Here is a 19,146-nt window from a genome sequence, read left to right as displayed (position 1 = left end):
GAAGCGCTCCGAATATCCATCGTTCTATCGCATACCATGTCAAGTACTCGCGAGAAACATAAAAGGCAGACTACAAGTGATACCGACGGAGCCAGCCCCTCTAAAACTGGAACCATAGAATCGTTTGTACCGGTACTTTTTTATTGTGTTGTTGCGGATAATCGGTTGATGCATTTGTTATCGTACCCACGGGAGTCCGTCTCGCTCGACGGAACGTGGCAAGCGATCCCCGACCAGTATGAGATGTACGACGGCTACTTCGAAGATTTCGTCGATGACGACGACGACGATAACCCTGCCGGATTTTCACCCAAATCGATCTACGAACTCGGCGCCTCCGAGCAAGAGGGGATGCCGGTCGATTTCAACGTCCACGACGGCTATTCCGTCGATGTCCCGGCGAGCTGGGGAGAAGAGATCACCGAGTTCCGCCATTACGAGGGCTGGGTCTGGTTCGCGAAGACGTTCGACTGGGACGCCGATACGGCCGGCGATAGCTCACACCTCAAATTCGGTGCAGTCAATTACAGAGCGGAAGTCTGGCTCAACGGCGAACGACTGGGCGAACACGAAGGGGGGTTCACGCCGTTCAGTTTCGACGTCACCGACGAGCTGGTCGACGGAGAGAACCTGCTAATCGTCAAAGTCGACAACAAGCGCTACGACGACGGGATCCCCAACGCCAGCACCGACTGGTTCAACTTCGGCGGGATCAACCGGTCGGTCGAGGTCGTCTCGGTGCCGGAGACATACGTTCGCAACTACAAGCTCGAGACGGAGCTGTCCGAAGACAGCGTCGACCTCCAGCTCGACGCGTGGGTCGAAAACGCCGTCGACGATACCGAAGTGACGGCCTCGTTCCCCAAACTGGACGTATCGATAGAGCTAACCGCTGACGATGACGGGGTTTTCACCGGGGAAGCAACGCTCTCTCGAGATGACGTCACCCTGTGGAGCCCCTCGGATCCGCAGCTGTACACCGTTCGAGTCGCAGCCGACGACGATACGATCGAGGACGAGGTCGGGCTTCGCGAAGTCGACGTCGTCGACGGCGATCTGCTACTCAACGGCGAGGAGATCTGGCTCAGGGGGATCGCGCTGCACGAGGAGTCCGCCGGAAAGGGGCGTGCGCTCAACCTCGAGGACGTCGAAGAGCGGTTCGAGTGGATCACGGAGCTCGGCTGTAACTACGCCCGGCTCGCGCACTACCCGCACACCGAAGCGATGGCGCGGAAAGCCGACGAGGAGGGGCTCATCCTCTGGGAAGAGATCCCGGCCTACTGGCACATCAACTTCGGTGACGAGGAGATCCAGGAGCTGTACCGTCAGCAGCTCCGAGAGCTGATCCAGCGCGACTGGAACCGGGCGTCGGTCGCCCTCTGGTCGATCGCCAACGAAACCGACCACAAGGACGATACCCGAAACGAAGTGCTCCCGGAGATGGCCGACTACGTCCGCGAACTAGACGACACCCGGCTCGTCACCGCCGCGTGCTTCGTCGACGAAACCGATGATGGAATCGTTCTCAAGGATCCGCTGCAAGAGCACCTCGACGTGGTCGGGATCAACCAGTACTACGGCTGGTACTACGGCGACGCCGACGACATGGAGCAGTTCCAGGAGAACCCCGATGGGACGCCGGTCCTGATCTCCGAGACCGGTGGAGGTGCGAAGTGGGGCCACCACGGTGACGAGGACGAGCGCTGGACCGAGGAGTTCCAGGCCGCGATCTATCGCGGACAAACGGATGCGATCGACGGAAACGATCAGATCGCCGGGATGGCTCCGTGGATCCTCTTCGACTTCCGGGCTCCGATGCGGCAGAACGACCACCAGCGCGGCTACAATCGCAAGGGTCTCGTTGATCAACACGGCCGCAAGAAGCAGGCGTTCCACGTACTCCGGGGGTTCTATCAGGAAAAACGGTCCTAACGAGGTGAAAGCGGACACGACAAGTAGCTAATGCGCTGACAAAGAACAAACCCCACCGCTATTTTTGCAGCTGCGCGTTCGAGGGTTCTAACGCAATAGCGCTCTCGAGTGCCGCTTGTCAGTTTGCTCGTGATGACGGGTGTTCAGCCGGTAATTCCCGGTGTCGCTCTTTCAACTGAATTTCACACAAACCTCGTTATCACGGAGACCTCTGATTTCCGAACGATCCCGAGGCACTCGGTCTGCCTCCTCCGTAGAACCAAACGTATATATGAGATGTGTCCTAGCGATAACTATGGTACAGCCAGCTTTAGTACTACCACCGCAACCTGACGAACGATGGGAACTAGCAAAGCAAATGGGTGTTACAGACGCTGTGATTCACCCGTTAGAGGTTGGTAACGACAAAACGACATGGACGTACGACGAACTCCGGCAACTACAAAACTGGCTCGAGAATGCCGGGCTCGAGTTCTCCGTTCTCGAAGGAAGCGTTCCGTTGACCGACCGTATTCGACTCGGTCTCGACGGGCGTGACGAGGATATCGAGGAGTTCAAACAATTCCTTCGAAACTGCGGTGATCTCGGGATCCCCGTCGTCTGTTACGATTGGATGGCCGGCGTTCGCTGGGCGCGTACCGAAGCGCATGTCGAAGCTCGCGGAGACTCGCTCGCCACCGGCTACGATAACGCGAAAATGCAGGGCGGGCCGACCGTACCGGCTTCCGCGAAAAGCCACGAGGAGATTTTCGAGGCCTTGGCGTACTTCCTCGAGGAAGTCGTTCCGGTTGCCGAGGAGGCAGACGTTCGACTAGGACTTCATCCCGACGATCCGCCTCGTGAATCGGTTCGTGGTGTTCCTCGAATCGCGAATAGTGTCGAGAATTACGAACGAATACTGAACGTCGTCGATAGCGAATATAACGGAATCACGTTCTGCCAAGGAAACTTCGCAGCGATGGGAGTTGATATCCCGTCAACGATCCGTCGCTTCGGTGAAAAGATTAACTTCGTTCATTTCCGAGACGTCGAAGGAGATGCCGACCGGTTCGTCGAAACGTGGCACGACAACGGGCCGACTGATATGCACGCAGCGATGGCGGCATACGACGAGGCGGTCAGCGACAACGTACCGATGCGGCCGGATCACGTCCCAACGATGGCCGGAGAGGACAATTCTAATCCCGGCTACCACATGAAGGGACGTCTCTTCGCTATCGGATACATGCGCGGTCTATCGGATTCGCTGTAACAGTTCGCTCCGAGTAATCGGTAGTCGCACGGATGACTCTCCACCTACGAAATTCACCAGCGAGATCTTCGTCGCGAGTTACCGCTTCCTGACCGTCGGTTATCGTTCAGTAACGGTTATTTCGCCGGTGCTTTCAACGGTTACCTTATATCCACAGTGGACGAACTCGACCGTTCCTATCGGTTCTTCGCCAGCCGTATTCTGAAACAGCGCATCCAGTGCGTCCGGATCGATGGTTTGGTATAGCGGTGCAATCCCGTCAGTTCCGTCCTCAGACACCACAACCGGGCTCTGGTCTGCGTATGCAGCTATAGCTTCTACTACCTTCACTGACAACCGAGGGTTCTCTGCTTTGTATTCTATTGCTGCTGACATCAAGTACTACTTTGATGCCAATACACGAAGTTCCTCGCGTTAACTCTATTCGGGGTATATATAGAGGGTGAAATAACGCTAGAGTGGGTAGAGGTTCGAAGTCTGTGGCTCACAGACGACTGACTCGCTGTCTCTCTGAGATTACATTGGTTCTGCCGCCCGATGATCGCAGTGATCGACTACTACTGAACGTATCTCTAACGCTTCAAAATCGACGAGCGGACGTCTACACTAGATGAGGTGGCTGAGATGATTGCGATGTCTCCCCTCAATCCAACTGGCCGTAGCACGTGGGTAACTGACGACCTGCACATCTCACCTGGATTCCTAATCTATCACCTCAGGATCGATCATATCAGACGCCGCTAAACGCCGAGAACCCCCCGTCGACCGGAATCACCGTCCCAGTGACGAATTCGGAACCGGGTGCGATCAGCCAAAGCACGGTCGTCGCAAGGTCCTTCGGAGTACCGAATCGTCGTTGGGGAGTGTGATCGATGATCGCCTGACCGCGGTCGGTGTACTCGTCCATCTCTTCGTCGATCAAGAGATAGCGGTTCTGTTCCGTAAGGAAGAACCCGGGTGCAATCGCGTTGACGCGAATATCGGGAGTGTAGTTCTGAGCCATATGGACGGCCAGCCACTCGGTAAAGTTCGAGACGGCAGCTTTGGCACCCGAATAGCCCGGAATCTTGGTCAGCGGCGTAAACGCGTTCATCGACGAGACGTTCAGAATACTACCCTCTCCTTGTTCGACCATGTACTCGCCGAAGGCCTGCGACGCGAGGACCGTCCCGACGAAGTTGACGTTCACGACGTCTTCGAGGCCTTCTTTCGGGAGTTCGAAAAAGGACGTATCTGGACCTGTCGTCGCATCGGGGTTGTTTCCTCCTGCTGCATTGATGAGAACATCAATGCGACCGTATTCGTCGATGACTGTCTCGGCGGCCGCGTCCAGTTCCGCGCGGTCGAGAACCGACGCCGGGATCGCGCTGTGTTCGATGTCCTGTTCCGCGAGTTCGGCGCTGGTTTGCTGTAGTTTTTCTTCACCGCGGGCGAGGAGAACGACCTTCCCGCCGTTTTCACCGATCGCTTTCGCCATTGCCGATCCGAGTTCGCCGGACCCGCCCGTTATCACGCACACCTTGCCGTCGATAGCGAAGTCATTAGTCATACTCATCGTAGCTCCGTACGAGAACAGTTAGAACGCAGCTGTATGTATTTTCCGTGTTCCCGGAACTCGACGTTCGGTAAGTACTGAATATCGGATCGAAGGCACATTCCCGAGCGTCAGTTGCCGGCTCTCACGAAGAGTCGCCCTTTGTGTGGACCCAGATAGGTCCTCGTTGCCGCCAATCACTGTGGTGGGCACGACAGCGCGTTGGATTTCACACTGGTACTGCGGAACTACTAGAACCCATAGAGCGACTTCGGCCGGTCGTACGCGAGGTGTCTCACGAGATGCTCCGCATGAGCCATCGGGACCCGTTCTCGATCGACCATCTCGCCGACCACGTTCGCGAGCGTCCGACGAAACATCTCGAATCGGGATCCGTACGATATCAGTTTCCGCGAGTCGCTGACCATTCCGGCGTGATTGAAAAGCAGATCGACTGAACCCGCGTACTTCAGTTGTTCCTCGATCCCGTACGGACTGTCGTTGAACCACCACGCCGGACCGACACTCACGTTCGGAAATGCTCGAGCGATCGTTGCGATCGTCGGGTAGTGGGTCGGATCGACGGTATAGAGAATGATCTCCGTCTCATCGTCGAACTCATTCAGGAAGTACTCCAGATTGTCAGTCAGTTCGATCGACTGCGTCGAGACGTCGCCCCCGGCGTCGGCACCAACGGTGTCGTACAACTGACCGCGATAGTCACGAACCGCACCGAAATGGAGCTGAGTGACCCACCCTTTCTCGGCATTGAGCCGACCGACCATTTCGATGAGAAACGCCTGAAAGTCCTTGACTTCGTTCACCGAGAGATTTCGTCCCTCTAGTGCCCTGCGATAGACGTTTCGCGCTCGCCGCTGACTCACAGGTCGTGTCACGATCTGTTCGAGGCTGAGATCGCTCGCCCGACAGCCGTGAGCAGCAAAGTAGTCGTGAGTCTCCTCGAGTGCCTCCAGAAACCCTGAGAAGGAACCGGTACCGGTACCGGTCGTTTGCTCCAATTGGTCGACGAACTCGTACCAAGTGTCCCGACCGACATGCAATGCGCGGTCGACCCGCCACGTCGGCCGGATGTCGACACTTTCGATGGTTCGTTCGGCCCGTTCGTGATTCTCGAGCGTCGACGTTGGGTCGTCTGTCGTACAGAACACCTCGACGTTCATTTCCTCCAGCAGTCGCTGCGGACGCATCGAGGGCGTCGCCAGTTGCGCTTTCGTCTCGGTCCAGATCTCCTCGGCCGTCGCCTCGGAGATCGGTTTCTCGATACCGAAACGGCGTTGTAGATCGAGGTGGATCCACTCGTAGCTCGGATTGCCGGCGAAATTGGGAAATTCCGAGGCGAGCGCGAGCCACTTCTCCCTGTTTGAGGCCTCACCCGTGATCTTCCGTTCAGGGATGCCCCGTTTTCGCATCATCGACCAGACGTAGTGATCAGTCGCCCCTTCGACCTCCCAGATATCGGACCAGCCGTCGTTAGCGATGATTTCGGTCAAATCCGCGTGAGTATGCGGATCGACGATCGGCAGTGATTCGATATCGGCGTACAGTTCTTCAGCGGTCTCCGAGTCGAGCAGATATCTGTCTCCAAGGAACCCCATGCAATACGCTATGCACTCGGTTACAAAAAAACACCGGCTGCAGAGCGAGGACGGTACAAGTTGTCTCCGAGTCTCTTTGTCGGTGGCATTCTCAAGAGAGTCGAACACGGCTCTATTCGATAGCTGAGAATGGGACATCCTTTCGGTCGATTCGACGATTTCGTCCGGTTGGCGTGTGCATCTACAATAGGTGTCGTCGTACGCTTCGTTCTCATTTCTCGTCGTTGTATGATAGTGCTGGCAGCCGACACAGGCCACAAACCGGGATGTTCGACGATGTCGAACGTCTCTGTTGAATACAGACAACAGAGGATCCCGCACTCGGTAGACCGACGATTGCGTTCTCTTTACGAAAGTACTGTCGTAAATGGGCTGCTTACACGAGTGACTCGTAATCGGACCGACAGCGGATCGATAGAGCATACGCGGCAACTCAGCGGAATCGTGACAGCACAGATGCTAGTTCGGATTCGAACCGTTCTGGACTCGTAGACCATTTCGAGAGTGGGTTAGAAGTTCGTCATTCTCTGCCCGAGAGCGACTGTACGGCGCAATTCGAGAGGAAAGAACACCTCTCGTGCGGTTACTTTCCGTGGAAACCGGTTCAAACAGCCAGTAAACGCTCGGTAGCCTTCGGACGAATCATACCGATCGGTCGAACAACGAACGCGTCTCAGTATCTCGTCGTAGACTGCCTCGAGAACGGGTCGATTTCTGTGACAGCGAGAAAAGCACATCATAGATCGAACAGTTCGACAGCAGAGAACGGTCTCATGGATATCGAGGTGTTACGTACGAAATTCGAAGAATCCGTCTTGCGCGGATACTTGAGACCGGTAGAATCTTGAAATGGAGGCCCTCTGTCACCATGAATCTCGAAGCTGGCAGTCGAGTAACGACCGAAAGCGAGTTCGAGTCGAAACCCGGGCGAGCGGGCGGTAACCGTTGATGTACGCCAGCGTGCACACGTGTACTCGCCGACGTTGATAGCGACGTGAAGGCGATGTGGCAGTCTCGTCGGGACCTTGCTCGTCAGATCGAGTATTGTCTTTGGGATGATCTCCATCGAATTCGGCGTCTTCTACGACGTCGGCGATGGGTTTCAGTCCGCAAGGTCAGTGATCGGATCGGATACGATCCAGCGGCTAACGCAGAAGAGGAGGCAGTTCGATGGAAACGAAGTCGGCACGATCATACGCTATTCTCCCTCTGACTGAATATCAAAACAGTAAAAGCCAGACGGTTCTATCGAAATAATGTGACACCCGAGACGCGTTTAGCAGCCATTGGTACGTATAGCTCGACAAGTGCTGACGGAGTCTACACCGTTGCAGTTGACTCAGAAACGGGTTCAATCGAACCACTTGATAGTGCTGTTGCTGGGCCCGACCCGACGTTCGTCGCTCCTCATCCGAACGGAGAGTACTTGTACGCTGCCGTTCGCGAAGAAGGGGAAGGAGTCATCAAAGTATTCGCTGTGAATCGAGACACGGGCGTATTGCACGAGGTCAACGCGGCGCAAAGCGGCGCATTCAGTCCGTGCCACTGCAGTGTTGACTCGACGGGACGGTTTCTGTTTGTGGCCCACTACTTCGGTGGTGCCATTTCGATGCTTCCCATTGATGATGACGGTAGTATCGAGAGTCCGACCGCAGTCATCGATCATCACGGCTCGAGCGTCCACGACGAACGCCAGAACGCACCGCATCCACATTCGATCACGCCTGGACCAGACGATCAATTCGTCTACGTTGCCGATCTCGGGACCGATCAAATTATCACCTACAGGATCGATCGAGACCAACAAACACTCGAGCGATGCGCCGAGACCAATGTCGAGCCGGGATCCGGTCCGCGGCATATCGCGTTCGGTCCGAACGGCGACCAGCTGTACGTGATCAACGAACTCGACTCGACGGTGACTCAGTTCGATAGACGCTCGGACGGCTCTCTCGTCGCCCAAGTAACGGTTTCAACGCTCCCGAACGAGTTCTACGGACAGAACAAGTCAGCCGAAATCGCCGTCCATCCGTCCGGACGATACATCTTCGCTTCGAATCGCGGTCAGGACGCGATCGTGACGTTCGCTATCGATGATGGACGCCTCGAGCGCGTCGCGACGTCCTCGAGCGGCGGAGAGTGGCCGTGGCACTTCACAGTCGATCCGAACGGAGACTACCTTTTCGCGGCGAATCGCCACAGCGACGATGTCACTGGGTTCAGGGTTGACGGCGAAACTGGATCGTTAGTACCGATAGGCGAACACGTATCGATTCCGGACCCGGTCTGTATTCAGTGGCTGTGAGATCCGACCTCGAGCCCGATCAACGGACCGCTGTCCGCTGTGCTGTCCCTCCTGGTCCAATCGATGGCGGATCGTTTCGACCGATAGTACAATAGGAACCGTGCGGAAACCAGCACGTCAGAACTATCGGCTCCAGTGACTTCTAATTTTGATCTACTGTACCGATCGAACTGGTAGCACGTCTCATTAGCGATAGTTAAACGGTTTACATATATCGAAACGGATACGGACCCGATACCCTTATCAGTGGTTTAGAGGGAGAGGTCGAATGAATATACGCTGCGGTCCCTATAGTACGCGGACTTCGTAGTCGATACCGCACCCCTATATAAATGGTTCGAGCAAAGAACTACGACAAATATGTGTTGTACCACCGTTACTCTACATATGGTTAGGGAGATTCCTCGACAGGTCGATTCGGCCAAAAAGACCTGCAGAATAATAGAGATATTGCGAAAAAAGGGTGAGATAGGGGTCACAGAACTTGCGAACGAGTTGGGGATCTCGAAAAGCACCGTACACGGCCATCTCGCGACATTGAACAACGAAGGGCTAGTCGTCAAAGACGATCACACGTATCGGCTCAGTCTGCAGTTTGTGCGTATTTCCGAATCCGTCAGGAACTGGGTGGCGGACACGAATACGGTGAGAGAGGAAGTCCGAGAACTCGCGGATACCACTGGTGAGGTCGTCCACTTCGGCGCAAAAGAAGGGGGGCACGTCGTATACCTCGAAAAAGGTCGAGGCGATTCAGCGGTTCGAACCGTTTCCGAAATTGGTGAAAAGATGCCGATGCATTCGACGTCTCTCGGAAAGGCGATTCTGGCCGAATTACCTCGTAATGAGGCCGACCAAATCATAGAAGAATACGAGTTACCCGAGCGAACGGAAAACACGATCACCGACGTCGAAGACCTGTACCGAGAACTCGACAAAACCTCGTCGCGAGGGTATTCGATTGACGACGAAGAGAATATTCCGGGCATTCGCTGTATCGGGGCAGCAGTGAACGTGCCGGGAACGGAAGCTATCGGTGCGCTGAGTATCTCCGGTCCGTCTCGACGAATGACTGACGAGCGAATAACGAACGACCTGCAGGAAAAGATCGCTCAAACAGCGAATGTCATTGAAGTCAACTCGCTGTACTCGTAGGTGTATGACATAACACAGTGACCGAAACAGCTGTCAAAATCAACGCCGAGTTGTCTTGGGTATACGCTGCAATATCCTTCAATCCTGAGTTGCTCTTCGATATCGCGCTGTTCGGCCGGCATAGCACTGATACGGCAACTATATTTCTCCGTCAGCTCTGCGAGAAAAATGATCTCTCCGATGCTGAGTTTCTCGTCGATCAATTCGGTTATCGGACTATTCTCTCTCAGTTAGGATTGAATATTGGGTCAACTACACTGACCGAAACCATATCGAAAAACGGTTCTCACTCTCGAATTCGGGACGACCGTTTCCACAATTCGTAGGGTAGCCAGTCAGGCGAGCGTCCGCAAGTGTCTTGAATAGTTCATACAGTACTGCGACTAGCAGAAATCGAATCAAGCACTCGATGAAAAAACACCAGCCGAGGAGATACAGAACTAGGCCGTGCCGCGATGAACAGTAGTTCAAAATTATATAAATAATATCACTATTGGGGAGTTCGGTTCGTTATATCGATGACCCATTAGCTAAGGTGTGGCGAAGCAGTGCTTTCTGTCCGCGTCGCAGTTGAGCCGATAGAGCGGACGTCGAGATGTCGAGTTCATCGGCGATATCTTCCATCCGCGTTTCCCGCGGCACGTTGAAGTATCCTTTTTCTAACGCCGCGATCAGGGCACCACGTTGACTGCTTGTAACGCCGTATCTGTTGGTACGGCCACCATCCTTCTCAACGGGTTTCTCCTCGTACAGATTAATCAATCTAAAATGTCTATCTAGCTCTTCACACTTTTCTTTAAGAGTGATTATCGCACTTCGGGACGGGAACCGACCCACGAATTCTACGCCTTCAACCGTCATCGTCAGACTAATAGGAACAATATCCTGCTCTACGGCAATGGGTTGAAGCGTGTTCTGTTGGCCTTCTTCTGAGAGTTGTATCTGGTAGAGGCGTCGCTCAGGTAATTCGGTGAGGCATTTGTAGTCAGAAACCGAAGGGTCATCGGTTAGTGCAGATTCGTATGTCTGAAAATCGTCATTTGACGCCCAAAAAATGAATTTAAACGGTTCGTCGGCCAACGAACGAATATCCTCGATCTCGAGTATCATATCTGGAACGGCTTTCAATGCCTTTTGGCCCACCGGACGCCCTATTTCCATCTTCCCAATGAGAGACATAGATTCTATACGGATTTTAGACAATATATGCCTTACTAATAAATATTTGACATATGCCCCAAATATCCACCATATATCGACTATTGTTAAATAAAATACAGGATTGGGGAGAGGATTTAACTATATCTTAAAATCAAATCCGGAAAATCAGTTCAAAGAACACAATCACCCGCATGTTTATATCGGGGTGGGAAGGAACTGTCCAGTTTCGCACTCCTCTTGATGTCTGTTCGTTGAGTGACTGGTGCGGTCGTTGTGTACTATAGTAGTGTGTAAAATACACAAATAAACCACTAGCACTCGCCCAACTGCTGACCCATGAGTTATGGAAGCGGTCGACCCGTAATTTACGGGTATGAAACAACTTTTCAATGCGATTTCGATCGACGTAGCCAGGGCGACCGACCAATCCTAATCGAGAGGGGCGGTCAAATATCTGGCACCACCAACGAGGAACTCAGCAGCAGGGAGATTGTGTTTCTCGGTTACTTCATACAGCAACGCGGTAGCTATATTGGTACCTCGTCGTCCAAAGAACTCGACATCGAGGAGCAACTTAGGGTTGAGTTCTATTGCATCGTATGCCCAAGACCAATTGCCAGTAATCCTGACAGGAGTTTCATCAATCATAATCTGTAGCGGCTTCGCCATCCTCAGAACGCATTGCGTTCTGCTGTCGAGACGAATGTTCGATTCGTCGAGCATTGGAGTACAAAGCACTCCAGGAGGTCGTACGAGAGTCAAACTCTCGTGGACATCAGCGAGTCTGGTACGCTACCAGCGACCCGATACCGTCCCCCCATAATCGCTCAAAGCGCAAATCGGCGTATCGTATACGGCGGTTGTTTTCATTTTCCGACTATTTACACCAGTACATTTGTAATTAATCGAACCCGGTCATAATAGGGCATTTATTGACATGTTCTCCTATCAAGGTCGTGGCCGCCATTCGAATTGTGTATACGAATGGCGTATACCATGCTCTTTGCATAAAGAGCAGTTCGTATCGGGAGATCAGTTATATATCGAACACAGATTCCGCGTTCGTCCGAAGAATACGATCGATCGTATTCTCCGGCAGTTCAAGTTCTTCGACGATCGCGGCGTTGTCGCCGATATCCGGTACCATCGGTCCAGGCCAATCACTGCCGAACAGAACACGATCATCGACGCGTTCGATTTCCGGAAAATACTCGAGTAGGTTCGACGGTGGAAACGACGAGATATCGAGATAGACGTTCTCGTGACGGCGAAGCAGGAACCACGCCTCCTCGGTATACATCGGTCGACCGCCGTGGGCCATGATGATGTTGAGGTCCGGGAAGTCGACAGCGACGTCATCGAGCGGCATCGGATCCGCGTAGCGGGACCGAGCGCCCGAGAAAATACTCGTTCCAGTGTGGAACATCACTGGAACGTCCGCCTCGGCACAGCGTGCATAGAGTTGTCTCAGTTCCTCGAGGTTGCGGGTATCCGGATCGTCCCGGTAATCGTTCGCAGAGATACCCTGATGAGGTGGGTGGATCTTGACTCCGTCGAGCTCGAACTCGTCGAGGATTCGATCGAGTTCCGCTGTGGGATCGTCGGCAACTCGCGGATCGAACCCACCGAACGCGAGCACGCGTTCGGACTCGGAGGCCTCGCTGCGAAACGCCGCGGCCCACTCGTTTGTGGCGTGGGTATAGCCGAGAATCGGGCTCACGTAATTGATGATCGCCGCGGTCGCGACGTTCTGCTCGTCGAGGTATTCGAGGAATCGTTCGGGATTCCGCGCGAGTTCGACTTTTCGCTCGAAATCCGCGGAGTGTTCCTCTAGCGTTCGTTTGGCGTCCGCGTCCATTCGCCAGAACGGATTCATGTGGACGTGAACGTCGATTATCTCTCGTTCAGATACCGTCATCTCGTAGCGATAGCGAACGAAGCAGAAAAAAGCTCGCGGCTCGCTTCGAGTACTGGCGAACTAGAGGCCGGATATCGATACTGCCGCGATAATCAGTCAAATATCCATAACTTCTGTTGCGACCGTCGTCTTCTGTATTTCCGTCGTCCCACCGATGATGCTGAGAATTTTCGCGTCGCGGTAGTATCGCTCGAGGGGGAGATCGGTCCGATATCCGTTCCCACCGTGAATCTGCATCGCATTTCGCGTGACGAACTCCGCCGCTTCGCTGGCGACGTACTTCGACTTGCTCGATTTCCGCGTGTCGCCGTTTCCGTCGGCGATCGCTGCCGCGGAGTCGTAAACGAGGTGGCGCGCCGAATCCAGTTGGGCGTCCATGTCGGCGATCAACACCTGAACTGCCTGGTACTCACCGACCGGACTGCCGCCCTGTTCGCGGCCTCCAGCGTACTCGACCGCTTCGTCGAAACTCGCCCTGGCGATTCCCGTCCCGATCGCACCGAGTCCGGTACGTGCCATGTCGATCGTTCCCATTGCGATTCGGAATCCGTGGCCGATCTCACCGAGAAGGGCGGATTCGTCGACGAAGACGCTCTCGAAGGTCGAATCGCCGGTAACGTGTCCGCGCATCCCCATGAATTCCGCGCGGTCGAAGGTAAACCCCTCTCGATCGTCGACGCCGGGGGCGATGAACACGCTCACGCCGTGTCCTTCCGCCGGCGCCGGTCGTTTTCGCGCAACGACGAGGTGAACATCCGCGACGCCGGCGTTCGTTCCGAACGACTTCTCGCCGGTGATCCGATAGCCCCCCTCGGTCTCGTCGACTTCCGCGATCGTCGAGAGCTCGCTCGGTGAACTCCCCGCGTCGGGTTCCGTTAGTAACATCGAACCGATGCTTCTACCCCGAGTCATCGGTTCGAGATACTCCGCTTTCTGTTCCTCGGTTCCGAAGTTCGCGATCGGGAGCGCTGCGAACGTGTGTCCCTGGATCGTCTCGGCGACGGCACCGCTCGCTTGCGCGATCCGTTCGACCGCGAGACAATACGAGAGGAAGTCCGAGCCTTGACCGCCGTACTCTTCCGGAAGGAGAATCCCGAGCAATCCTCGCTCGCCCGCTTTCTCGATCACGTCTCGAGGGAACTCGTCGGTCTTTTCGATCCGTTCGGCCTCCGGTTCCACGACGTCGGTTGCGAATTCGTCCGCCCGCTCGCGGAACTCGCGGTGTTCGTCCGAGAGGACACTCTCAATTAGCGTCATACAGTGCTATGCGCGGGATGCATCCCCATAAAAGTTCGCGAGCGTTCCGCGGGTCGTCGATCGGATCTCGACTATCGGCCAGCGATTCCGATATCGACTCGCCTCTCGAGCGCCGAATACACGATCGACCGCCGGAACGCTTACTCGAGATTGATGTTGACGTTTTTCGTCTGGGTGTACTCGTGGATCGCTTCGGTTCCCTGCTCGCGTCCGTGGCCGCTCTGCTTGAAGCCGCCGAACGGCGTCTGCGGTTGGGTGACCGGGTACTCGTTGATGCTAACCATGCCGTAATCGAGGTACTCCGCGACCTCGTGGCCCGTCTGGAGATCCGACGTCCAGATACCGGCCATGAGGCCGTACGGAGAGTCGTTGGCGATTTCGATGGCTTCGTCTCGGTCGGAGAACTCAATAACGGAGAGCACGGGACCGAAGATCTCCTCCCGAGCGATCGTCATATCGTTCGTGACGTCGGTGAAGACGGTCGGTTCGACGAAGTAGCCGCTTTCCTTGTGGTCGGGGACGCTGCCGCCGGTTGCGACCGTCGCTCCTTCGGTTTTCCCGGTTTCGATGTAATCGAGAACTTCCTGTCGGTGGCTCTCGCTGACGAGCGGTCCCATCCGTCCGTCGTCGTCGATTCCGCTCCCGAGCGGCGTCGACTCGGCGCGTTCGACGACCTGATCGACCACCTCGTCGGCGACCGATTCGTGAACGAGCAGCCGCGAGCCCGCCCAGCACATCTGCCCGGCATTCATGAAGATTCCGTAGTGACAGCCGGCGGCGGCCGCGTCGAGGTCGGCGTCCGGGAAGACGATGTTCGGTCCTTTGCCGCCGAGCTCGAGCGTCACGCCGGTCACGTTCTGCGAGGCTCTCTCCATGACGCCCTTCCCGACGCCCGTGCTTCCCGTAAACGCGATGTGATCGACGTCCGGGTGTTCGACGAGTCTGTTGCCGGCGGTGCTCCCGCGACCGGGCACGACGTTCACCACGCCGTCGGGTAGTCCCGCTTCTTCCGCCGCGACGGCGAAGTACAGCGCCGATAGCGGCGTCGTGCTGGACGGTTTGAGAACCGCCGTATTCCCGCAGGCCAGCGCCGGCGCGAGACTTCGTCCGGCGAGCTGGAAGGGATAGTTCCAGGGGATCACGTGGCCGGTGACGCCGACCGGCTCTCGAACGGTGTAGTTCAACCGGTCTCCGGGAACCGGCACTTCATCACCTTCGATTTTGTCGGTCCAGCCGGCGTAATATCGGAAGGTGTCGATGACCATGTCCACGTCGAGAGTGGCCTCGAACGGCGTCTTCCCGTTGTCGCGGGACTCGACGCGAACGATCTCATCCTTTCGTTCTTCGATCGCGTCCGCCATGGCGTGCAGATACGCGCCCCGCTTTCGCGGATCGAGCGAGCGCCAGTCGCCGTCCCGATCGACTGCGTCGGACGCCGCGCCGACTGCGCGATCGACGTCTTCTGCTGACGCTTTTGCGACGTCCGCATAGACGTCCTCCGTCGCCGGGTCTTCGGTTGCGAACGTTTCGCCGCTCGTCGCGGCAGTCCATTTGCCGTCGATATACAGGTCTGTCGGACCGGTGTAACTCATACAACATCGTTTTTTCCGACGGATCGATAAAAAGCGTTTGATACCGGCCACATTGGAGGCGGCCGTCGTGGGTCATCTATAAGTTACCCGCACAGATATTTTGACTCATGCGAGATGCATACGTCCTGGGAGCTGGACAGTCATCGTTCGGTTCGTTTCCGGATCGAACGTACCTCTCCCTGTTCGATGAGGCGTTCGATGCGGCGATCGACAGCGTCGATGAGGAACTATCACCGGACGTGATCGACGAGGCGTTCCTCGGAACGCTCGGCGTCGGCGGCCGTCAGATCGGACTTTCCGGACCGGCAGTAACGGAACACGTCGGACTTCACGGCGTTCCGACGACCCGAGTCGAAAACGCCTGTGCCGCGAGCGGCTACGCGTTTCGGCAGGCAGTGACTGCGGTCCGCTCGGGTCTGGTCGACGTCGCGCTGGCCGGCGGATACGAAGTGATGACCGATGCGAGCTCCGATCACACTCGCTGGTGGCTCGGCGTCAGCGGAGAGACCGAGTGGGAACGAATGAGCGGAACCACCTTCTCCGGCGTCTACGCACAGATGGCAAGCGCTTACATGGACGAATACGATGCCTCCGTCGAAGATCTGAGCCGCGTCGCCGTGAAAAATCACGGTAACGGGGCGCAGAATCCGAAAGCGCACCTCGGCTTCGAGTGCTCGCTCGAGGACGCGGTCTCCGCGCCGCCGGTCGCGGATCCGCTCAACCTCTATCACTGCTGTCCGACGACCGACGGCGCGAGCGCGGTTCTCGTTGCGAGCGAAGACGTCGCTCGAGAGCACAGCGACGAATTGATCCGGGTCGCGGGCACCGGTGCCTCGAGCGGGCGAGTGGGGCTGTTCCAGCGGGAGTCGCTAACGTCCATCCCGGCCACAGTCCGAGCGGGCGAAGACGCATACGAGGACGCCGGAATCGACCCGTCGGAGCTGGACTTCGCCGAAGTCCACGACTGTTTCGCGATCGCCGAACTCCTGGCCTACGAGGACCTCGGCTTCTGTGATCGAGGAGAGGCCGGACGGTTGCTCCGAGAGGGCGTGACCGATCCCGACGGCGAACTCCCGGCGAACACCAGCGGTGGACTGAAGTCGAAAGGTCATCCGATCGGGGCGACCGGCACCGGACAGATCGTCGAGGCCTTCGACCAGCTGCGCGGCGAGGCCTACGTCCAAGTCGACGATCCCCGGTACGGACTCACACACAACGTCGGCGGGAGCGGTGGCGGGGTCACCGTTCACATCTTCGAAAAGGAGGAGGTCCTCGCATGAGGGGACTCGTCGCCGCCGGGGTCTACGTTCCTCGGTTCCGACTCTCGGCCGACGACCTCGAGGCCGCGTGGGAGACGAGTCACGCCGCGGGCGTCGAACGAAAGGCCGTTCCGGCCGCGGACGAGGACTCGCTGACGATGGCCGTCGTGGCGGCCCAACGGGCGCTCGCTGACGCCGCCGTTGATCGCTCGGCGATCGAGACCGTCGCAGTCGCGACGACCACTCCGCCGCTCGAGGAGGGCGATTTCGTTCCGCGACTGGTTCGAGCGCTCGATCTCCCTGCAGGCGTAGCGACGATGACTACGACCCACCACACTGCGGCCGGCGCCGAAGCGCTCTCGCGTGCGCTCGACGCCGACGGGCCCGCCGTTGTCATCGCCGCCGACTGTCCCGAAGGGGAGCCGGCCGACGCGGACCATCCGTTCGGCGCCGCCGGGGCAGCGTTCGTGATCGACGACGATCCGATCGTTCCAATCGACGACGTCGCGTGGCACAGCGACGAGACGCCGGGGATTCGGTTCCGCGAGCGCGGCGACCGCGACGTCGACTCCCTGGGAGTCACGACGTACGAGCGGGACGCGGTTCGCGAGGCGGTAACGACGGCAGTGTCGTCGCTCGAGATCGACGCGGCCGAGGCGACCGGTGCGGCGGTGCACCAGCGTGACGGTGGCTTCCCCTATCGGATCTCGAGCGATCTCTCGGTCTCGTCCGAGGCCGTGGCCGCGGGGACGGTAGCCGACCGGATCGGCGACGCCGGCGCGGCGACGGTCCCGGTTGGACTGCTCTCGGCGCTGGACGGAGCCGACACCGACGAACTGACCGTCGCCGCCTTCTTCGGCGGCGGTAGCGCGGCCGCGCTCACTTGCGAGGGATCGCTTCCGGTTCGCGGAATCGACGACCTCGAGTCGACGGAGACGGTCGATTACTCGACGTACCTCCGCGAGCGCGGATACATCGTCGACGGCGAGGTCGCCGGCGGCGGTGCGAACGTGAGTTTGCCGAACTGGCAGCAGTCACTCGATCACCGATACCGACTCGTCGCCGGCGCGTGTCCGAACTGCGGTGGCGTTACCTTCCCGCCCGCCGGCGCCTGTCAGGAGTGTCACGCACGTGTCCAGTTCGAGGAGTTCGAAGCACCCCGAACCGGGACGGTTCGCGCGGTGACCGTCATCGAACAGGGCGGTGCCCCGCCCGAATTCGCGGACCTCCAGCAACGCGACGGCGCGTACGCCGTCGCGATCGTGGCACTCGAGACAGAACACGGCTCGGTTACGCTCCCCGCCCAGCTCACGGACGTCGATCCGCAATCGGTGTCGGTCGACGACACCGTCGAGGCCGCGATCCGTCGGATATACACGCAGGAAGGCGTCCCGCGGTACGGCGTCAAGTTTAGGCCGACCGACGAGGGTAGCGACTGACGTCGACCACCGGACTGCGATCGCACGCGACAGTAGTGCTTCGTTGCAGTCCGGATCGGCGGTGGCGCTTACACGCTGAATCAGCTGTTCGGTGACGCTGACGCCGACGATCTGTAACGGGCAGAAATAGCCTTCTCTACACCGTACTGATGTTCAATTTTCACATCGTCCCAGTCTCGCAGTCTCCTCGATCCAGTATCATTGTCCAGTGTTCTCACGCTACACAGAACATTCATATGTGATTCCGTTGCCACATGTACTGGATGATGTCCACAAGTAAACAGCAGTTCGCAGTTCCGGACGATCTCGAATCGCCACAGGCCAAACTCGTCTATCTCGCCCTCCGGCAGACGGACGCAGCGACGGCGTCAGAACTTCAGCACCGACTCGATCTGTCCAAACTCACGCTCTTCCCGCTACTCGCGTCGCTCGTCGCAAACGACTACGTTCAACGGACGGAGAACGGATATTCCTGTCAATGAATTTCTCGTTCCAACTGCGTCGTCGATCACTGCCGATCGACGGGGAACCGGTCCGAAGCGAACTCGTTGTCGAATTCGAGCGCTGGGTCGGTCGACGCGGACACTCGCTCGAGTCGGCGTTCCATCGACGAGAGGTACGACTCCCGTCGTTCGGAGACGAAACGAGCGGCAATCGAACGAGTGCGGTACCGCTCGTCGAACTGGCGATGACCCGCCACATAGCTATCTAACGGGGTGAATAGAGATT

15 protein-coding genes and 2 pseudogenes are annotated in these 19,146 nt (G+C 57.1%); 9 read left to right on the top strand and 8 right to left on the bottom strand.

Annotation, left to right across the window (positions count from 1 at the left end):
• Positions 1–168 precede the first annotated feature (168 nt).
• Positions 169–1,932: a glycoside hydrolase family 2 protein gene (locus tag HTUR_RS20620; protein ID WP_012945273.1), complete on the top strand. Its 1,764-nt coding sequence runs from the start codon at positions 169–171 to the stop codon at positions 1,930–1,932.
• 295 nt (positions 1,933–2,227) lie between these two features.
• Entirely contained in the window at positions 2,228–3,184 is a 957-nt protein-coding gene (locus tag HTUR_RS20615; RefSeq protein ID WP_049941981.1) for a mannonate dehydratase, read from the top strand.
• Positions 3,185–3,283: 99 nt separating this feature from the next.
• Here the strand turns inward: HTUR_RS20615 and HTUR_RS25835 are convergent, their stop codons facing one another.
• The 3 genes from HTUR_RS25835 to uxaC form a co-directional block, all read right to left on the bottom strand.
• Positions 3,284–3,559, bottom strand: coding sequence for a HalOD1 output domain-containing protein (locus tag HTUR_RS25835; RefSeq protein ID WP_012945271.1), 276 nt, complete (start codon positions 3,557–3,559; stop codon positions 3,284–3,286).
• A gap of 355 nt (positions 3,560–3,914) precedes the next feature.
• Positions 3,915–4,739 carry an SDR family oxidoreductase gene (locus HTUR_RS20610; RefSeq protein WP_012945270.1) on the bottom strand — a complete coding sequence of 275 codons (825 nt, stop codon included), beginning with the start codon at positions 4,737–4,739 and terminating at the stop codon, positions 3,915–3,917.
• 230 nt (positions 4,740–4,969) lie between these two features.
• Positions 4,970–6,334 carry a glucuronate isomerase gene (gene uxaC / locus HTUR_RS20605; RefSeq protein ID WP_012945269.1) on the bottom strand — a complete coding sequence of 455 codons (1,365 nt, stop codon included), beginning with the start codon at positions 6,332–6,334 and terminating at the stop codon, positions 4,970–4,972.
• Positions 6,335–7,592: 1,258 nt separating this feature from the next.
• On the opposite strand from uxaC, the gene HTUR_RS20600 reads away from it, so the two are divergent.
• The 3 genes and pseudogenes from HTUR_RS20600 to HTUR_RS28685 all read left to right on the top strand — a co-directional run.
• Positions 7,593–8,639 carry a lactonase family protein gene (locus HTUR_RS20600; RefSeq protein WP_012945267.1) on the top strand — a complete coding sequence of 349 codons (1,047 nt, stop codon included), beginning with the start codon at positions 7,593–7,595 and terminating at the stop codon, positions 8,637–8,639.
• 387 nt (positions 8,640–9,026) lie between these two features.
• Positions 9,027–9,791, top strand: coding sequence for an IclR family transcriptional regulator (locus HTUR_RS20595; RefSeq protein ID WP_012945266.1), 765 nt, complete (start codon positions 9,027–9,029; stop codon positions 9,789–9,791).
• Positions 9,792–9,808: 17 nt separating this feature from the next.
• Positions 9,809–10,178, top strand: a pseudogene (locus HTUR_RS28685) (IS6 family transposase); the annotation flags it as partial.
• Between the two features lie 123 nt (positions 10,179–10,301).
• On the opposite strand, the gene HTUR_RS20590 reads toward HTUR_RS28685, so the two are convergent.
• From HTUR_RS20590 to HTUR_RS20570, 5 genes and pseudogenes are all read right to left on the bottom strand, one after another.
• A complete protein-coding gene (locus HTUR_RS20590; RefSeq protein WP_012945265.1) occupies positions 10,302–10,970 on the bottom strand; it encodes a helix-turn-helix domain-containing protein in 669 nt (222 codons plus the stop codon).
• Positions 10,971–11,175: 205 nt separating this feature from the next.
• A pseudogene (locus HTUR_RS28110) lies at positions 11,176–11,618 on the bottom strand (IS6 family transposase); the annotation flags it as partial.
• A gap of 370 nt (positions 11,619–11,988) precedes the next feature.
• On the bottom strand, positions 11,989–12,870 hold the full coding sequence (locus tag HTUR_RS20580) for an amidohydrolase family protein (protein ID WP_012945264.1): 882 nt from the start codon (positions 12,868–12,870) through the stop codon (positions 11,989–11,991).
• 96 nt (positions 12,871–12,966) lie between these two features.
• Positions 12,967–14,127 carry an acyl-CoA dehydrogenase family protein gene (locus HTUR_RS20575; protein ID WP_012945263.1) on the bottom strand — a complete coding sequence of 387 codons (1,161 nt, stop codon included), beginning with the start codon at positions 14,125–14,127 and terminating at the stop codon, positions 12,967–12,969.
• A gap of 140 nt (positions 14,128–14,267) precedes the next feature.
• Complete coding sequence (locus HTUR_RS20570; protein WP_012945262.1) at positions 14,268–15,719, bottom strand: aldehyde dehydrogenase family protein; 1,452 nt, start codon at positions 15,717–15,719, stop codon at positions 14,268–14,270.
• Positions 15,720–15,826: 107 nt separating this feature from the next.
• Between HTUR_RS20570 and HTUR_RS20565 the strand changes: the two genes are divergently transcribed.
• The 4 genes from HTUR_RS20565 (at position 15,827) to HTUR_RS28570 (ending at position 19,129) form a co-directional block, all read left to right on the top strand.
• Complete coding sequence (locus HTUR_RS20565; protein ID WP_012945261.1) at positions 15,827–16,999, top strand: thiolase C-terminal domain-containing protein; 1,173 nt, start codon at positions 15,827–15,829, stop codon at positions 16,997–16,999.
• Positions 16,996–18,417, top strand: coding sequence for an OB-fold domain-containing protein (locus tag HTUR_RS20560; protein ID WP_012945260.1), 1,422 nt, complete (start codon positions 16,996–16,998; stop codon positions 18,415–18,417). Before HTUR_RS20565 ends, HTUR_RS20560 begins: the two co-directional genes overlap by 4 nt.
• Before the next feature lie 266 nt (positions 18,418–18,683).
• The gene (locus tag HTUR_RS20555) at positions 18,684–18,899 is read left to right on the top strand and encodes a transcription initiation factor IIE, alpha subunit (RefSeq protein WP_081443515.1); all 216 of its coding nucleotides are present in this window, start codon (positions 18,684–18,686) and stop codon (positions 18,897–18,899) included.
• Positions 18,896–19,129, top strand: coding sequence for an HTH domain-containing protein (locus HTUR_RS28570; RefSeq protein WP_049941979.1), 234 nt, complete (start codon positions 18,896–18,898; stop codon positions 19,127–19,129). The genes HTUR_RS20555 and HTUR_RS28570 overlap by 4 nt, the downstream gene beginning before the upstream one ends.
• Positions 19,130–19,146: the final 17 nt, after the last annotated feature.

It is taken from the genome of Haloterrigena turkmenica DSM 5511 (genome assembly GCF_000025325.1).
GTDB classification, from domain to species: domain Archaea; phylum Halobacteriota; class Halobacteria; order Halobacteriales; family Natrialbaceae; genus Haloterrigena; species Haloterrigena turkmenica.
This window is presented reverse-complemented; position numbering and strand designations above follow the sequence as displayed.

What these genes read in the sequence shown, in the direction of transcription:
- uxaC (WP_012945269.1), bottom strand. Translation starts at nt 6,334, where the DNA reads ATGGGGTTCCTTGGAGACAGATATCTGCTCGACTCGGAGACCGCTGAA.
- HTUR_RS20590 (WP_012945265.1), bottom strand. Translation starts at nt 10,970, where the DNA reads ATGTCTCTCATTGGGAAGATGGAAATAGGGCGTCCGGTGGGCCAAAAG.
- HTUR_RS25835 (WP_012945271.1), bottom strand. Translation starts at nt 3,559, where the DNA reads ATGTCAGCAGCAATAGAATACAAAGCAGAGAACCCTCGGTTGTCAGTG.
- HTUR_RS20610 (WP_012945270.1), bottom strand. Translation starts at nt 4,739, where the DNA reads ATGAGTATGACTAATGACTTCGCTATCGACGGCAAGGTGTGCGTGATA.
- HTUR_RS20570 (WP_012945262.1), bottom strand. Translation starts at nt 15,719, where the DNA reads ATGAGTTACACCGGTCCGACAGACCTGTATATCGACGGCAAATGGACT.
- HTUR_RS20580 (WP_012945264.1), bottom strand. Translation starts at nt 12,870, where the DNA reads ATGACGGTATCTGAACGAGAGATAATCGACGTTCACGTCCACATGAAT.
- HTUR_RS28570 (WP_049941979.1), top strand. Translation starts at nt 18,896, where the DNA reads ATGAATTTCTCGTTCCAACTGCGTCGTCGATCACTGCCGATCGACGGG.
- HTUR_RS20620 (WP_012945273.1), top strand. Translation starts at nt 169, where the DNA reads ATGCATTTGTTATCGTACCCACGGGAGTCCGTCTCGCTCGACGGAACG.
- HTUR_RS20565 (WP_012945261.1), top strand. Translation starts at nt 15,827, where the DNA reads ATGCGAGATGCATACGTCCTGGGAGCTGGACAGTCATCGTTCGGTTCG.
- HTUR_RS20575 (WP_012945263.1), bottom strand. Translation starts at nt 14,127, where the DNA reads ATGACGCTAATTGAGAGTGTCCTCTCGGACGAACACCGCGAGTTCCGC.
- HTUR_RS20595 (WP_012945266.1), top strand. Translation starts at nt 9,027, where the DNA reads ATGGTTAGGGAGATTCCTCGACAGGTCGATTCGGCCAAAAAGACCTGC.
- HTUR_RS20615 (WP_049941981.1), top strand. Translation starts at nt 2,228, where the DNA reads ATGGTACAGCCAGCTTTAGTACTACCACCGCAACCTGACGAACGATGG.
- HTUR_RS20555 (WP_081443515.1), top strand. Translation starts at nt 18,684, where the DNA reads ATGTCCACAAGTAAACAGCAGTTCGCAGTTCCGGACGATCTCGAATCG.
- HTUR_RS20560 (WP_012945260.1), top strand. Translation starts at nt 16,996, where the DNA reads ATGAGGGGACTCGTCGCCGCCGGGGTCTACGTTCCTCGGTTCCGACTC.